Below are 15,685 nucleotides of genomic sequence, written 5' to 3'. Positions count from 1 at the left end.
ATGTCGCCGGGGAGTCACAGCTCAGAATCGCATTCGATACGCGGTGCTACTGATCGTCGTGGGCTGATCACATTTCGCGACGCGGTCATCGCACAGGAGCCGTTAGCACGGGCCGAGTTCGATGATCAGATCGAGCCTGAAGAGCTACGTATCCTTTTTTCAGACGGCATCGGGGATGCGACGTCTGGGAGGTTCGACGTTGAATGGACGGTCAATGGAGAGTACAACGTTCATTATACGGATGAGAGCCGGGATCTACGGTGGGACGCCCACCCACATGATTATACGGCGCCGAGCGATGAGTCACATTTCCACCCACCGCCAACTGCATCGAGCGACGACGATGATGTCGAGGCGTCGTGCATCAGCGTCTCTGCTGTCGAGTACGTTGCCAGAGCAACAATCAAACTGTGGAGGTCGATGTACGATAGTGGAGCGATCGCCGACCCGAACGGTCTCGATGATCCACCGTGAGACATCGATTCTCGTACGGGTTCAAGACCTACCCCTCGAGTTCGCCCCGAAGCAACTGGTTCACGTCGCCGGGGTCCGCGCTCCCCCCAGTTTTCTGCATAACCTGCCCGACGAGGAAGTTGATCGCGCCGTCGTCGCCCGACGCGTAGTCGTCGACGGCGTCGGGGTTCTCGTCGATGGCCGCGACGACGGCCTGCTGGACTTCGTCCTCGTCGGTTTTGCCGAGCCCTTCGTTTTCGACGATTTCGTCCGGCGCCTTCTCGTCGTCGAGCATCGATCGCAGCACCGTCTCGCGGGCGTTTTTCGCCGTGATATCGTCTTCGGCGACGAGTTCGACGAGTCGCGTCACCTCCTCGAAGCGCCCCTCGAGGTCCGTAATTTCCATGTCACGGTAGTTGAGTTCGCCCAGCAGGTTGTCCGCGACCCACGTCGCAGCCAGATCGGGATCGAACTCGCTCGCGACGTCCTCGTAGAAGTCCGCGACCTGCTTCGTCGAGGTCAGCTTCGAGGCGGCCTCCTCGTTTAGCCCGTACTCGTCCTGGAAGCGCTCGCGTCGCGCGGATGGGAGCTCCGGAATCGAGATCTCCTCTTTCCAGTGGGAGACGCGCAGCGGCGGCAGATCGGCCTCCTCGAAGTAGCGGTAGTCTTTTTCCTCCTCCTTCGAGCGCATCGAGACCGTGATCCCGCGGCTCTCGTCCCAGTGGCGGGTTTCCTGTTCGACCGCGCGCCCGCGCTGGATCGCGTTCTTCTGGCGGGTCTCCTCGTAGGCCAAGGCTTTCTCGGCCCCCTTGTGACTCGAGATGTTCTTGACCTCGGTGCGGTTTGCAGCTGCGAGCGCCTCCGCGCCGATATCGGTCACGTCGTCGCTCTCGATCTCGTCTTCGGGGATGATCGAGAGGTTGGCGTCGATCCGCAGGCTGCCGTCGCGCTCGGCGTCGAAAACGCCCAGGTACTCGAGGACCTCCTCGAGTTTCGCGAGGAAGGCGCGAACCTCGCTCGGACTGCGGAAGTCGGGGGCCGTGACGATCTCCATCAGCGGCGTCCCCGCGCGGTTGTAGTCGACGAGGGTGTACTCCGCCGAGTCGATGCCGCCACCGCCGCCGACGTGCTGGAGGCTGCCCGGGTCCTCCTCCAAGTGTGCGCGTTCGATCGCGACCGTCCGGCGCTCGCCCTCGACGGAGACCTCGAGTTCGCCCTCCTGACAGATCGGCTCGTCGTACTGGGTGATCTGGAAGTTCTTGGGCAGGTCGGGGTAGTAGTAGTTCTTCCGGTGGAACCGGGTCTCTTCGGGGATCTCGGCGTCGATCGCCTTGCCGATCTTCACGGCGCCCTCGACGGCAGCCTCGTTCAGCACCGGGAGGGCACCTGGCAGTCCGAGACAGACGGGACAGACGTTCGCGTTCGGCTCGTCGGTCTGGTCGGTCGCACAGCCACAGAAGATCTTCGTGTCGGTCTCCAGTTGGACGTGGACCTCGAGGCCGATGACGGTGACGAGGTCGCCCTGCTGGACGGTCTGGGCGGTCATTGCGCCTCGGTTCGGGCCGGCAGGGGTAAAACGTAACGACTGGAGACGGCTGGTCCTCAGTCCGGTACTGGAGCGACGAGATATCGATCCAGCGTGTCACAGAACGGTTAGCATGGGTATATTCCGGGCAGTATCGGTATAGCGTTCACAATGACGTGATCGGCGATGTGAACGCCGGAGTTCCACGAGCGCTGGCTCGGCTTGCGAACGTGGAGAGTACTCAGTGCAGGTGAAATGCTTCTCGAACTCGACTCGGGAGAGCCCCTATCGCTTTAATTTCTTTCTTCGGAAGATGGCTCCCTTCTAAAACGAAGTACACTGTCATCAAATATTATTCAAATTGTCTAACTGTTCGCTTCTAAACTCGTTCTGATCTTCAGACTGTTGCCGGTTCACTGTCGACCCGAAGCGAATGACGCAGGTCCCGGCAACCCAATCGAACACGCGCTGTCGACGGTCGCTCATCGCCATCGCAGCCAGAGCGACGGCAGCCGTGATCCAACTGAACCACACGACAGCGGGTATATTCCGAATGAAGGCCTGGTAGGCTGCCGGCTCTGTCCCATAATCGACGTCGACGATCTGGATACCGGTGAGTCGTTTTCCGACCGTCTGGCCGTTCCAGAGCCATTCAAGAACGCCACCGTACAGCGGAAGGGTGAGTAAACTCAGCGTGAACATTCCCTGGAACCCCGCGTCCGTCTCAACGCGGAAGAGCAGTGTCAGTCCGAGTGTTATCGCCAGCAACTGAATCAACAGAAACACGGTATCAATAGTCTGAGCAATGATCCGTCGTCCCACTACGCCGGTCACGCGTCGATCCGGTGTCGTACGTGCCCGTGTCATAATAGCTGATTTTTCGGAGTGAATAACGGTATTCTGATCGAACGTTAGCAGTTATAAAAGTAATATGGCTGCGGCCGCTCAAAAAACCCAGTCTCGTCCGTCTTCTCATCGAATAGAGTTGCTCCTCTCATCATGTGTTGCTATCTCACGAGATAGCACGCACACTGGCATGGGACGCGGGCGGGAGAGAGCAAATAGCATTTCGGTAGGAGTAGTCGAGTAAGCAGAAGGCCGCTCGAGTAATACTTTTGTTGTGTCAATCGTTTTCCGCTTACCGCTGCTCGGCGAGGGCGTTGGCGACGACTTCGATCGGCGTCGGCGGCTCCTCGATCGCACTCGGGCGATTGGCAAGTTGGGTCCGACAGGACGCACCGGGAGCGACGACGCGATCTCCCTGGCTATCCTCGACTTGATCGTAGAGCACCTCGCCGATCGCCTTGCTCATCGAGTAGTGTTCGGCCTCGTAACCGAAACTGCCCGCCATGCCACAGCACGTCGAGTCGAGCGGGTCGACGGCGTAGCCGGCCCGCCGGAGAATGCCGACGGCGTGGTGGTCTTTCGCGTGGGCCTTCTGGTGACAGTGGCCGTGATAGACGAGGTGCTCGTCCGGCCCGTCGAACGCGAGTTCGGTGTCGAGGTCGAACCGATCGAGGTACTCACAGACCCCGTACGTGTTCTCCGCGACCACCTCGACCTGTGAATGAGAGAAGAGATCGAGATAGTCGAACTGGACCATGACGGCGTCGGAGGGTTCGATCAGGACGACGTCGTACCCGTCCTCGACGTAGGGGAGGAGGTCGTGGACCGTCTCGTTCGCGTTCTCGGCTGCCTGGTCAAGCAGTCCCTTCGAGAACGCCGGTCGACCCACGTCACGCGGATCGGCGATCTCGACGTGGACGCCCGCGGCCTCGAGCACCTCGAGCGCCGCCTTGCCGGCCTCGGGATACTCGTGGTTGGTGTAGATGTCCGGAACGAGGACGACACGACGGGACGCGTCCTCGCTCGAGACGGCGGATTCGTGACCTGCAACCCGCTTTGCGAACGTGTTCCGCTCGAACGTCGGCAGGTCACGTTCCCGTGAGATACCGAGCGCCTTCTCCGCGAGAAGGGCACTTCCGGGGAGTTTCCCCATCCAGTTCGAAACTGGTGCGGTCGCACTGCCCAGTTTCGCGAGCGTATCGAAGTTTACGAAGAGCCGATCGCGAAGCGAGGTCCCGTGGCGTTCGTGGTGTTCGTAGGACACTTCGGCTTTGAGCTTCGCGAGGTCGACCCCGCTCGGACAGTCGTGTTTACAGCCCTTACAGCCAATACAGAGATCGAGGACCTCGTGGACGAATTCCTCGTCGGTGGGGTCGTCGGGAAGGTCGCCGTTCATCGCCTGTCGGAGCATGTTCGCCCGGCCGCGCGTCGAGAGGATCTCCTCGTCCTCGGCCCGGAACGTCGGACACATCACGCCGCCGGTCGTCGACTGCTCGCCACGACAGCCCCCACAGCCGTGACAGAGTTCGGCCATCCCCTGGAAACCCTGGTCGTTGTCCCACTCAAGGACCGGATCGAAGCCAGCGTCGAACTCGTAGTCGGGTCCGAACCGATGGTTTTCGGTCATATCGGTCGGATTCTCGTCGCGGAAGACGACCTGGCCCGGATTGAGCAGCCAGTCGGGGTCGAACGCCGTCTTTAGCTCCTGGAACGTCTCCCAGATCTCCTCGCCGTAGAGCTTTTGATTCCACTGGGTTCGAGCCCGGCCGTCACCGTGTTCGCCCGAGATGGAGCCCTCGTGTTTGACGACGAGATCGGTCACGTCGTCCGCGATCGACTCCATCGCCTCGAGTCCCGCCTCCGTCTTCGTGTTGACGAGCGGGCGGATGTGGAGGACGCCCGGCCCGGCGTGGGCGTAGAAGCTGGCGTAGGTGTCGTGGTCCTCGAGGACAGTCTGAAAGTCCTTGACGAACGCCCGGAGGTTCTCGGGCGGAATCCCGGTGTCCTCGATGAACGCGACGTGTTTCTCGTCGGTGGTCCGCGAGAGCAGGATCGGGAGCCCGGACTTGCGGAGCTTCCAGATCTTCGTACGGCTCTCGTCGTCGTAGGCTTCGATCGCGTCGAACGCGAGCGGGCCGCGATCGCTGACGACCCGCTCGGCCTCGTCGTCGGCCTCGCCCGCGGGATCGACGGCTGGACAGCGATCGGCCAGCAGGTTCGCGACCTTGCGCTTGCCGTCGGCCGCGTCGTCGGCGTAGAACTCGACGATCAGGACCGCAGCCGTCCCGTCGGGCAGCATTTCGGTGACGGGGGCGAACTCCGGCGTGTCCCGTGCGAGGTCGATCATGACGTCGTCTAGGACTTCGACTGCGGCGGGATCGTGGTCGACGATCGGCTCGACGTCGTCCATCGCGTCGAGGACGCTATCGTATGCCAGCAGCGTCATGCTCTTTTCCGCCGGAATCGGCTCGAGGGAGACCGTCGCCTCGGTGACGATCGCGAGCGTCCCCTCGCTACCACAGCACAGTTTCGCGAGGTTGATCGTCCCTCCTTCGGAAACTGGTTCGCCGATTCCGCGTTCGCCGCCGCGGGCGTCCTCGACGAGCCAGTCCAAATTATAGCCCGAAACGTTGCGCTTGAGATCCGGATACTGCTCTTCGATCAGGTCGTCCTGCTCGTCGAGAATGCGAGCGACTTCGGCGTAGATCGCGGACTCGAGATCGTCACCCTCAGCCAGTTCCGGGAGGTCCTCGAGATCGACTTCGCCGAACGTCGTCACCGTGCCGTCCGCGAGGACGACCTCGACCTTTTCGACGTAGGCGTCGGTCTTGCCGTACTGCAGGGAGTGGGCCCCCGTCGAGTTGTTTCCGATTGCGCCGCCGAGTGCACTCTTGTCGCCCCAGGCGGGATCGGGCGCGAACTTGAGTTCGTGCGGTTCGAGCGCCTCGTTGAGGCTCCCGAGGTAAATTCCTGACTGGACGGTCGCGCGTCCCTCGTCGGGATCGATCGAGATGACATCGGTCATATGGGTGGTGAAATCGAGGACGACGGCCTCGTTGACGGTCTGGCCGGCGAGGCTCGTTCCGCCGCCGCGGGGGAGCACCGGAATCTCCCGTTCCGCACAGTACTCGACGACGGCGGCGACGTCCTCGGTCGAACGCGGGAAGACGACGCCGATCGGCGTCATCTCGTAGATGCTCGCGTCGGTCGCGTACAGCTGCCGCGAATAGGAATCGGCACGGACCTCGCCCGTGACGAGTCGTTCGAGATCGTCGACCAGCATCGGCCGTTCGACGTCGTCGCTCTGGTAGTTGTAGTTCGCCTGCGAATTGAGTGCAGGGTCCGGGACAGACGACGAGCGGTCGTCGGGTTTCGTTGAATCGGTTGCCATTGGTGTCGTATAGGTCGGGGTGTGGGTCAGTTGCTATCGATGTCGTGTGGCTGTCGTTCGTGGTGTGATTTCGTATGACTGTTGCCGATCGGGACCGTTCGTTTCCGGGTCATCAGAACACCTTCGGGAAGAGGACGTACGTAAACAGCAGTGCCCAGAGGCCGACGAAGACCGTGTAGTACAGCAGCGGAATGAGATTGAGACGGATCACGCGTCCTTCCTCACCGACGAGGCCGACGGTCGCCAACGCGGCGACGATGTTGTGGATCGCGACGAGGTTCCCGATCGCGCCGCCGACGGCCTGGGCACCGACGATGAGTTCACGCGAGAGGCCGAGTCGCTCGGCTGCAACGAACTGGAACGGGCCGAACGTGATGTTGCTGACCGTGTTCGAGCCGACCAGTGCCGCCCCTAGCGCGCCGATGAGCGCGGCGACCATCGGATAGGCCGGACCGACAACGTTCGCCGTCGCGGTTCCGAGGACGACGATCATGCTGTCGACACCTTCCGTGTGTGATCCCGACTGAAGCATCACGTTCGCCATCGCGAGCACGAACACGAGCGCGATCAGCGGCGAGAGCAGCTTCGACGTCGCGCCGAGCCAGGCCTCAGACACCTGCCGGCGGTTCATATCGAACAGGCCGATCGCCGCGACCGCGCTCAACAGCAGCCAGAACCCGGGAACGTAGGTAAAGTCGACACCGTTGCCGAGATCCGTCCCGAGAATGTTCGACCACTCGAAGAGAAACAGGCCGACGGTGAAGTCCCCGATCCCCGTTGAGATCGTTCCCAGCGTCAGCGAAACCTGCGTCCCGAACAGCTGTACCTGTTCCCCCTGGAGCAAGGCCGGAAGCGGATCGATGACCCGCGTCACGAGCAGGAAAACGAGCAACAGCAGATACGGTGACCACGCTCGCAGGAGCGAGATGTCGTGCGTTCCGGCTAGCACAGTTCTGGCATCGGTCGGTTGAATCGAGCCGAGCCAGTGGTCGGGCCACTCCTCCTGGTCCGGGAACGTCCACTCCTCTTCGGGCAGGAAGTAGCCCGCTCGGAGTGCGGCGATCGTGATCGCCGCCCCGATCATCGAGCCGACCAGCGACGGGAACTCGGCGCTGAGGTACCACGCCGACAGCCAGTAGGGTATCGAGAAGGCGAGTCCCGCGAACAGACAGAGGGGCCACACTTCGAGGGCCGGTCCGATCGATCTCTCGTCCTGATCGCCGAAGAAGTAGACGATCATCCCGACGACGAACAGGGGCATCACGAAGCCGACGAGCAAGTGGTAGGTCGCTGCCCACGCGGCGACGTTGACCGCGAACTCGGTCGCAGTCAGCCCCTCAGCCTCGATCACGGTTCGGATCCGGGAGACGCTCGCCATTGGCTCCCTGATGCCGACGATAATCGGCGTCCCGACCGCACCGTAGGTGACCGCGATGATGTGGCCGATTAGCGCGGCGACAACTGCCGCGAGCGCGGGAAATCCGAGCCCGAGCAACAGCGGGGCGACGACGGCAGCGGGTGCGCCGAACCCGGCTGCGCCTTCGATGAACGTTGAGAGGAAGAACGCGACCAACACGATCTGCACGCGACGATCCTCGCTGATTGACGCGAATCCGCTGTTGAGGACGTCGAAGGCTCCCGCTCGCAGCATCGTGTACAGCAACACGAGCGCACCGAAGACGATGAAGAGGATCTGAATCGCGGTGAGGACCCCCTCGATCGTCGCCGCAGTCAACCACGTGATCGGCATCTTCCAGGCGAAAAAGCCGACGACGAGCGCCGAGAGCCACGCGATCGGCATCGCCCGCGTCGCGGGCCAGAGGAGTCCGACGAGCAGGACGCTGACGACGACCAATGGCACTGCTGCGAGAGCGATGTCGATGACGTCAACCATCGCTGCCACCAACCGTCCCAACCCCGGTCCACGAATCCGGCCGTGGATCGATCATGACACATGGTACTTTCAGTAGATCTCCGATTTATAGGTGATGGACTGTTTGGCATCCTCGCGTCAGACTTTCTCTCACACCGATAGAATTGACGGAGACGGCTTCGTTCGACGATCTATCTCTCGTTTACGTTCACTGACGATGGAGTCACGGCACGACACGCCGTAGAACTTCTCAGACGTGCCGAGCGTCGAGGTTAATCGATCGTAAACGTCACGATACCCGGCTTCGATCGTCCTCCTGCGGTAATTCACTCGAATGTAAAGGCATATACAGACGTATGTACTGGACCAAATATGAGCAACGATCGTGAACGAAACAGTTACGGCCAATACGCTGATCGGATTCCTTCGACGGCTGCCCTCGAGGCCTTCGACGAACGGGAGGATCTGGGTCGTCCGTTGACCGCGGACGACGTCATGGAGCATCTTGGTTGCTCTCGGCGAACGGCACACAACAAGCTCAACGACCTCGTCGAGGACGGGACTCTGGAGACGCGCAAAGTCGGTGCCCGCGGACGGGTTTGGTGGGTTCCGATGAAGGCAGGGCCCGAATCCGATCCCGAGCCGGCGACGGATCGATCGGGGGCGAAGACGCCACCGCCTGCAGTCAGGGAGGCGATGGCAGCGGTCGATCTCCCCGGGTCGGGACCGATCGTCGAAGCGCGACGGGAGGCGCTGCTCGCGGCATACCAGTACCTCATCGAACACCCCAGTGCGCGGAAGTCGGACTTCCTCGATAACGTCTACCCGGACCACCCAGCGGGGTTCGAAACCGACGAGGGATGGTGGAACGCGATCCAGCCGGCGTTAAAAGAGTTACCCGCCGTCGACCCGCCGGAAGAGCGCGGCCACATCTGGAACTTCCTCGGGAGCGATCGGTTCACGCCGACGCTCGGCTGATACGGACTGCTGTACCGATTTACCGGCGCGACCGCGACCAGTCCTGCGGCCGCGCCGGAAATGAGTTACAGTAGACCGTATGAGAAGGCCGCCACGCCGACGTGGCTCCCGGCCGTTCTCGACTCGCTACTCACGCGCTCGGATCTGAATCCGGCCGGCGTTCGACACCGTGACGCGATACTCCTCGATCGAGATCGAGACGACCACGTCCCCAGCGCCGGCACCGTCCGACATGATTCGATCGAGCGCCTCGGGGTCGACGTGTTCGTAGAGCACGAACCAGACCTCGTCCGGTGTCACGTCGGCCCCCTCGAGGGCGCTGAGTTCGTCGACGATCGCGACGCTCGCGGGAGTCCCTGGATCGTACTCTCGTTCGATTATCATCGTTTTCGGGTTTCCTCGCAGTAGTTGTTTCGTAGAAGCACGGAACGATCGAGACCGGGACCCTAGAAGAGACCCGGGAAGAAGACGTAGCTGAACACCGTTGCAACGATCCCAACCCCGACTGCGTAGTACACGAGTGGGATCAGGTTCAGTCGCATCACGCGCCCTTCCTGCCCGACGAGGCCGACGGTTGCGAGCGCGGCGACCACGTTATGGATTGCCACGAGGTTCCCGATCGCGCCGCCGACGGCCTGCGCACCGACGATGAGCTGGGTTGGCAGCTCGAGTTGTGAGGCGGCCTCGAACTGGAACCCGCCGAAGGTGATGTTCGACACAGTATTCGAGCCGGCCATCGCGGCCCCGAGTGCGCCGATGAGCGCGGCGACGAACGGGTAGGCAGGTCCGACGGCGTTTGCGGTCGTCTGTGCGAGGACGAAGATCATGCTCTCGACTTCCTCGGCGTGTGCGCCGGACTGGAGCATCACCTGCACCATCGCGATGACGAACACCAGCGCGATGAACGGCGCAACGAGCTTCTCGCCGGCTTCAGCCCAGGCGGCGGTCACCTGGTCGCCGTCCATGCCGTATAGCGGAATCGCGATCAGCGCACAGAGGACGAGCCAGAAGCCCGGCACGTAGGCCCAATCGATGCCGCCGCCAAGCCCGGTTCCGGCAATCTCACTCCACTGAGTGAAAAACAGGAGCAGGTGTACGTCCAGGGTTCCGCCTATCACCGGCACCCCCATGGTAATCGAGGGGATCTCCACGGTTGCGCCGAACAGCGTCGCCGGCTCACCCTGTAGGAACGCCGCGAGCTGACCCCACACGCGCGTGACGACCAACAGGACGACCAGGAGGATGTACGGCGTCCAGGCGCGGAGTAGGGACATGTTGGCCGTTCCGACGTTGGCTGCCGGAACGCCACCGTCAGTGGCGACGGCATCGCCGTCGCTGCTGCCCACGCCGGGCGCGCTCGCCTGGCCCGGTTCGATCGTGCCGACCCAGTGGGCGGGCCACTCCTCGCGGTCCGGGAAGTCCCACTCTTCGTCAGGCACGAAGTAGCCGGCTTTCAAAGCACCGACGACGATCGCGCCGCCGACCATCGCACCCATCAGAGCGGGGAACTCGGCACTGATCTGTGCCGATAGCCAGTAGGGAACCACGAACGCGATCCCCGAGAACAGCGCGAGGGGTGCAACGTCCCACGCCGGCTGGAGGCTGCGCTCGTCCTGATCGCCGAAGAAGTAGACAACCATCCCGACGGCGAACAGCGGCATGACGAAGCCGACGAGGGCGTGGTAGGTCGCCGCCCAGACGGCGACCTCGACTGAGTACGCCTGCACGGTGAACCCGGCGTCCGTGATCGCCGTATTCGTCGATTCCGTCGTCGCGAGCGGGTTTTCGATCCCGATGATGATCGGCGTCCCGACCGCGCCGTAGGTGACGGCGATGACGTGCCCGATCAGCGCCGCGATCACCGCTGCCAGCGCCGGGAATCCGAGCGCGAGCAACAGCGGGGCGACGACGGCAGCGGGCGTCCCGAATCCGGCTGCCCCCTCAATGAACGTCGCGAGGAAGAATCCGAGCAGGATCACCTGCACGCGCCGATCGTCGCTGATCTTGGCGAACCCTTCGTTGATGCGATCGAACGCGCCCGCCTGCATCAGCGTGTAGAGCAGTAACAGTGCGCCGAAGACGATCCAGAGGATCTGGATCGCCGTCATAACGCCGACAATCGAGGCCGCGGCGATCCAGTCGGCCGGCATCCCCCAAACGAAGAAGCCGACCAGGACCGCGGCGACCCAGGCAAGCGGCATCGCCCGCGTTGCGGGCCACAGGAACCCGACGAGCAGGACGCCGGCCAGGAGGAGCGGTATCGCCGCGAGCGCCACTTCGATCGGGCTAGCCATTCAGTTCACCCCCTGAGCCTGTCTCGTGAGCTGGTGACGTGCGATCGCTGTCGATGCCATGTGGAATCGTACCTGGCATGGATTCAGAACCGTCCAACCAGTATTTATAACCTTCGACCGTTTGGACCATTTGACCGGTCGAATCCGCGGTATTCACCGTATGGATCCAATTTCCTCGGAGATTCGAAGAGGAACGATCCCGAATGTGCCAGACGACACCACGATTCGGGCGATACCGGCAACTCTATTGGGTACTTCGATCGACGGTGATTCACCTATACAGTCGACTATAGCGGCTACGTACCGTGTTTTTTCTCGGTAACCGTGCCGACCTCGAGACCGTCCGGTCGCTGCTCCCTTCATTTGATGGGTCGAAGAGAGACGTACCAGAACCAATTTAGTTGTGTGTGTCGGTTATACACTCGTGTGAAGAGGCCATTTCAGTTGTGTTACCTGGTGGCCTCGTCATTCGCGCGGGCACGAATAACTACATTTTAAAAGACCCGATACGATCTACAGCGGACAAACTCACTGCTTCGACGTCGATCGGTCCGATATTCCCGAAAAACACCGAACACGGGCGAGCTGGATCCGGGCTATCGTCTGACTGGCGGTGATCGGTCCTCACTCCGCGGACCCGGTGTGTGCGTGTACCGCGTGAACGAACAAAACAGTGATATAGGTACGGTCGTAGCATCGTCCCATGACCGTCGACACAGGAACCCTCGCCAAGCGGTTCGAAGCCGCGCTCGCGGATCTCGACGTCTCGGTCACGTACACCGATCCAACTGAGTTCGGTCAGATACTAGAAACTCTCGCCCGCGAACCCGCAGTGGGGACATCACTCCCGTTCTCGTCGATCTCGCTCCCCGATTGGGTGGACGACGAGCCGACGCCCGCGAGCCTCGACTCGGCGACCACGGGCATTACGGCGGCCTCGTTCGGGATCGCTGACTATGGCAGCGTCGTCCTTCCAGCGACCCCGTTGGGTGCGGAACAGGTGAGCCTCTTTCCCGATCTACACATCCCCGTGCTCCGCGAGGTGGACATCGTCGCAGGTATGCCGACCGCGATCGATCGCCTGGGCCCGGAACTGCGCGAGGGCGGCAGTGCTATCATCGCGACGGGAGCGAGTGCAACCGCCGACATGGGATCGCTCGTGAAAGGTGCACACGGGCCAAAGGACGTTCACGTCGTCGTCCTCGAGATGACGGATGGAGCCGACAACCTCGATAAGACGGGTGAGAGCGGTGAGTGAGATCGATCGCGGGGCGAAAGCCGACCGCATCCGGTACCTCCTCGAGACCGAGGGCGGTGCAGTCGAGGCGAATACGCTCGGGTTCAACCAGGGACGGTACGACTCAGTCGCAGAACTCGACGACTATGAGGGGCTCAAAGAAGAGGCGCGAGCGATCAAGGAGGACGCGATCGAGCGGCTGCCGGAACTGATCGATCGGGTCACCGAGACGGTCGAAGCGAACGGCGGAACGGTCTATCTCGCCAACGACGCCACCGATGCGAACCGGTACATCCGCGAGGTTGCAGCGGAGAACGATGCCGATCGGTTCGTCAAATCGAAGTCGATGACGAGCGAGGAACTCGAGGTCAACGAGGCGCTCGAGCGCGACGACGTCGACGTGGTCGAGACCGACCTCGGCGAGTGGGTCCTCCAGGTCGCCGACGAAGCACCCTCACACATCGTCGCGCCGGCGATCCACAAGTCACGCGCGGATATCGCCCGGCTCTTCAACTCCCAGTTCGACCCCGACGAGCCGCTCGAGACGGCTGAGGAGCTGACGATGTTCGCCCGCGAACGATTGGGTGAGCTGATCCGGGGAGCCGACGTGGGGATGACCGGCGCGAACTTCATCACGGCCGACTCGGGATCGATACTGCTCGTGACGAGCGAGGGCAACGCCCGTAAAACCGCAGTCGTTCCGGATACCCACGTTGCCGTCGCCGGTATCGAGAAAATCGTACCATCGGTCGAGGACCTCGCGCCGTTTATCGAGTTGATCGGCCGATCGGGCACGGGCCAGGACATCACCTCCTACATTTCGCTGCTGACGCCGCCGGTCGATTCGCCGCTCGTCGACTTCGACGAGCCCGACGTCGCGTTCGCGGATCGAGACGACGATCGAGAGTTCCACCTCGTGTTGATCGACAACGGCAGGATGGCGATGCGCGAGGACGAGCAACTCCGCGAGACGCTGTACTGCATCCGGTGTTCGGCCTGTGCGAACTCATGTGCGAACTTCCAGTCGGTCGGCGGCCACGCTTTTGGTGGCGAGACCTACTCCGGCGGGATCGCGACCGGCTGGGAAGCCGGCGTCCACGGCCAAGAGTCGGCGGCTGAGTTCAACGACCTCTGTACCGGCTGCTCGCGCTGTGTCAATGCATGCCCGGTGAAAATCGACATTCCCTGGATCAACACGGTGGTTCGCGATCGAGTCAATCGCGAGGGCGACGGCGGCCAGTTCGAGTTCCTGGTCGACGGCTTGACCCCCGACGAGGAACCCGGCGGCCTCGACATTCAGAAGCGGCTGTTCGGGAACTACGAGACTCTGGCAAAACTCGGAAGCGCGACCGCGCCGGTTTCGAACTGGATCGGTTCGCTCGGTCCCGTCCGGACGGCCATGGAGCGCGTCGCCGGGGTTGACAGCCGGCGCGAGCTCCCCGAATTTGAGCGCGAGACGCTTCGTGACTGGTACGAGGCGCGAGGGCCAGGGGTTGAGCCCGCCGACGCTGACCGCGAGGTGGTCCTCTATCCCGACACCTACACGAACTACGTTGACGTCGATCGCGGGAAAGCGGCCGTTCGAGTTCTTGAGGCCTTGGACGTCCACGTTCGGATTCCGGAGGTCGGCGAGAGCGGGCGCGCGCCACTGTCACAGGGCCTGATCGCGACCGCTGACGAGGGGGCCAGTCGCGTCTACGCCGAGCTCGCCGAACATCTCGACGCCGGCCGGGACGTCGTCGTGATCGAACCCAGCGACCTCGCGATGTTCCACCGCGAGTATGAAAAATTGCTCCCCGAGCGATCGTTCGAGCGACTCCAGGACGGGAGCTACGAGATTTGCGAGTACGTCTACGGCGTGCTCGCGAACGGTGGCGACGTCGCAGGGCTGCGACCGGGGGCGGACGGCCCGGCGATCGCCTACCACTCCCACTGTCAGCAGCGAACCCTCGATCTCGATCGCTACACGACGGCCCTCTTCGCAGATCTCGGCTATGACGTCGTCGAGAGCGACGTCGAGTGCTGCGGGATGGCCGGCAGCTTCGGCTATAAACGCGAGTACTACGAGTTGAGCATGGATGTCGGCGATCGACTCGCAGCGCAGTTCACCCAACCCGAAACCCAGGATCGGCTGCTCGTCGCCAGCGGGACCTCCTGTGAGGACCAGCTCGGGGACCTGCTCGAACGTGACGCGGTGCATCCGATCGAGGTGCTTGATCCCCGGAGCCGCATCGACTGATACTGCCGGCCACACGTCAGCGGAGCGGGCGTTTTCTGTGACGACGGCTCTGTCGGGTAGTAGTGTGGGTCCCTCACGGGCGACGAACGAGATCGACTCGATGCACTCTTCGCCCCGCTGAGGAGTCGGAGGGCCCGTTCTCGTCGGTGCCGTGTTCGGCGTTGCTGCCGACTGGATCGATTAAGAGTCCCGATCGCACGAGTTCTTTGAGGGGGCGCCGCTGCTGAGCGTTATCGTGGCGCTCACTTTCGCCGTGCTCGGCGCCGTCACGTTACTGGGTAGCGACAACATCCTCGCGGGGTTCGTTGCTGGTCAGTCTGTTCGCCGATGTTACTGACGAAGCCGACGGACAGAAGATCCGGGAGACGGTGCTTGGCCCGTTTACGTTCTCGAGCAGCTCCCAGACGAACCCGATTCGGAGCATTACTGTCGCGATGACTACCGGTTTGGATTCCGGCGAAAGCGTGCCCGGCGATCTTCTTCGGCTGCTCGAAACGCGACATTTGTGGCCCCGCGACGACCCCGGATAGTGTATGCGCCAGGTAGTCCCACCACCAGATCCAGTCGTACAGACCCGACGTCCCGAGCGTGTAGACCAGTGCCGCTGTCGAGACCTGCGGCCGTTGCCACGGACGAAAGCGGGCACGGTATCTGTTTTCGAGGACTCCCGGTATCGCTGCAAACACCAGCGCGATGATACCGTTGATGATCACGCCCGGATCGCGCCGACGGACCCATCGGACGAGCGCTGTGAAGATAGCGATCTGAAGAACTCGATTCGCGATTCGTCCGGCTTCGCCCCTTTCTGCGGACAAAATCTGGTTTCGAGGACAGCGATCGTGGAAGGTC

Annotated in this window: 11 protein-coding genes; 4 read left to right on the top strand and 7 right to left on the bottom strand. The window is 62.4% G+C overall.

Features of this window, described 5'->3' with window-relative positions; translation table 11 throughout:
- On the top strand, positions 1-474 hold the full coding sequence (locus tag ACSFC5_RS12675; RefSeq protein ID WP_440765613.1) for a toxin-antitoxin system TumE family protein: 474 nt from the start codon (positions 1-3) through the stop codon (positions 472-474).
- A 28-nt stretch (positions 475-502) separates the two neighbouring features.
- Here the strand turns inward: ACSFC5_RS12675 and gatB are convergent, their stop codons facing one another.
- The 4 genes from gatB to ACSFC5_RS12655 all read right to left on the bottom strand — a co-directional run bounded on the left by gatB (position 503) and on the right by ACSFC5_RS12655 (position 8,109).
- Positions 503-1,999 (bottom strand): Asp-tRNA(Asn)/Glu-tRNA(Gln) amidotransferase subunit GatB, encoded by a 1,497-nt coding sequence (gatB, locus tag ACSFC5_RS12670; protein WP_440765612.1) that lies wholly within the window; start codon positions 1,997-1,999, stop codon positions 503-505.
- Positions 2,000-2,323: 324 nt separating this feature from the next.
- Positions 2,324-2,812: an RDD family protein gene (locus ACSFC5_RS12665; RefSeq protein ID WP_440765611.1), complete on the bottom strand. Its 489-nt coding sequence runs from the start codon at positions 2,810-2,812 to the stop codon at positions 2,324-2,326.
- Positions 2,813-3,116: 304 nt separating this feature from the next.
- Positions 3,117-6,215 carry an FAD-binding and (Fe-S)-binding domain-containing protein gene (locus tag ACSFC5_RS12660; RefSeq protein WP_440765610.1) on the bottom strand — a complete coding sequence of 1,033 codons (3,099 nt, stop codon included), beginning with the start codon at positions 6,213-6,215 and terminating at the stop codon, positions 3,117-3,119.
- A 112-nt stretch (positions 6,216-6,327) separates the two neighbouring features.
- Positions 6,328-8,109, bottom strand: coding sequence for an L-lactate permease (locus ACSFC5_RS12655; protein WP_440765609.1), 1,782 nt, complete (start codon positions 8,107-8,109; stop codon positions 6,328-6,330).
- A gap of 351 nt (positions 8,110-8,460) precedes the next feature.
- Here ACSFC5_RS12655 and ACSFC5_RS12650 point away from each other — a divergent pair, with 351 nt between their 5' ends.
- Positions 8,461-9,066, top strand: a complete 606-nt coding sequence (locus tag ACSFC5_RS12650; RefSeq protein ID WP_440765608.1) for an ArsR family transcriptional regulator — start codon at positions 8,461-8,463, stop codon at positions 9,064-9,066.
- A gap of 126 nt (positions 9,067-9,192) precedes the next feature.
- On the opposite strand, the gene ACSFC5_RS12645 is transcribed toward ACSFC5_RS12650, so the two are convergent.
- Both ACSFC5_RS12645 and ACSFC5_RS12640 read right to left on the bottom strand, forming a co-directional pair.
- Positions 9,193-9,450, bottom strand: coding sequence for a HalOD1 output domain-containing protein (locus ACSFC5_RS12645; RefSeq protein ID WP_440765607.1), 258 nt, complete (start codon positions 9,448-9,450; stop codon positions 9,193-9,195).
- Between the two features lie 62 nt (positions 9,451-9,512).
- A complete protein-coding gene (locus tag ACSFC5_RS12640; RefSeq protein ID WP_440765606.1) occupies positions 9,513-11,360 on the bottom strand; it encodes an L-lactate permease in 1,848 nt (615 codons plus the stop codon).
- A 703-nt stretch (positions 11,361-12,063) separates the two neighbouring features.
- On the opposite strand from ACSFC5_RS12640, the gene ACSFC5_RS12635 reads away from it, so the two are divergent.
- Positions 12,064-12,618: a LutC/YkgG family protein gene (locus ACSFC5_RS12635; protein WP_440765605.1), complete on the top strand. Its 555-nt coding sequence runs from the start codon at positions 12,064-12,066 to the stop codon at positions 12,616-12,618.
- Positions 12,611-14,836: an LUD domain-containing protein gene (locus ACSFC5_RS12630; RefSeq protein ID WP_440765604.1), complete on the top strand. Its 2,226-nt coding sequence runs from the start codon at positions 12,611-12,613 to the stop codon at positions 14,834-14,836. Before ACSFC5_RS12635 ends, ACSFC5_RS12630 begins: the two co-directional genes overlap by 8 nt.
- Before the next feature lie 266 nt (positions 14,837-15,102).
- Here the strand turns inward: ACSFC5_RS12630 and ACSFC5_RS23360 are convergent, their stop codons facing one another.
- Complete coding sequence (locus ACSFC5_RS23360) at positions 15,103-15,651, bottom strand: DUF2238 domain-containing protein (protein ID WP_502262729.1); 549 nt, start codon at positions 15,649-15,651, stop codon at positions 15,103-15,105.
- Positions 15,652-15,685: the final 34 nt, after the last annotated feature.

This window comes from Natronorubrum marinum, from assembly GCF_052040125.1.
Lineage (GTDB): Archaea > Halobacteriota > Halobacteria > Halobacteriales > Natrialbaceae > Natronorubrum.
Note: the sequence above shows the minus strand (reverse complement) of the source record. Positions and strands in the feature narration are given on the sequence as shown.

Bases quoted from the DNA above. Each gene is read 5' to 3' on its own strand.
- ACSFC5_RS12635 (WP_440765605.1), top strand. From the start codon at position 12,064: ATGACCGTCGACACAGGAACCCTCGCCAAGCGGTTCGAAGCCGCGCTC.
- ACSFC5_RS12645 (WP_440765607.1), bottom strand. From the start codon at position 9,450: ATGATAATCGAACGAGAGTACGATCCAGGGACTCCCGCGAGCGTCGCG.
- gatB (WP_440765612.1), bottom strand. From the start codon at position 1,999: ATGACCGCCCAGACCGTCCAGCAGGGCGACCTCGTCACCGTCATCGGC.
- ACSFC5_RS12675 (WP_440765613.1), top strand. From the start codon at position 1: ATGTCGCCGGGGAGTCACAGCTCAGAATCGCATTCGATACGCGGTGCT.
- ACSFC5_RS12660 (WP_440765610.1), bottom strand. From the start codon at position 6,215: ATGGCAACCGATTCAACGAAACCCGACGACCGCTCGTCGTCTGTCCCG.
- ACSFC5_RS12655 (WP_440765609.1), bottom strand. From the start codon at position 8,109: ATGGTTGACGTCATCGACATCGCTCTCGCAGCAGTGCCATTGGTCGTC.
- ACSFC5_RS12650 (WP_440765608.1), top strand. From the start codon at position 8,461: ATGAGCAACGATCGTGAACGAAACAGTTACGGCCAATACGCTGATCGG.
- ACSFC5_RS12640 (WP_440765606.1), bottom strand. From the start codon at position 11,360: ATGGCTAGCCCGATCGAAGTGGCGCTCGCGGCGATACCGCTCCTCCTG.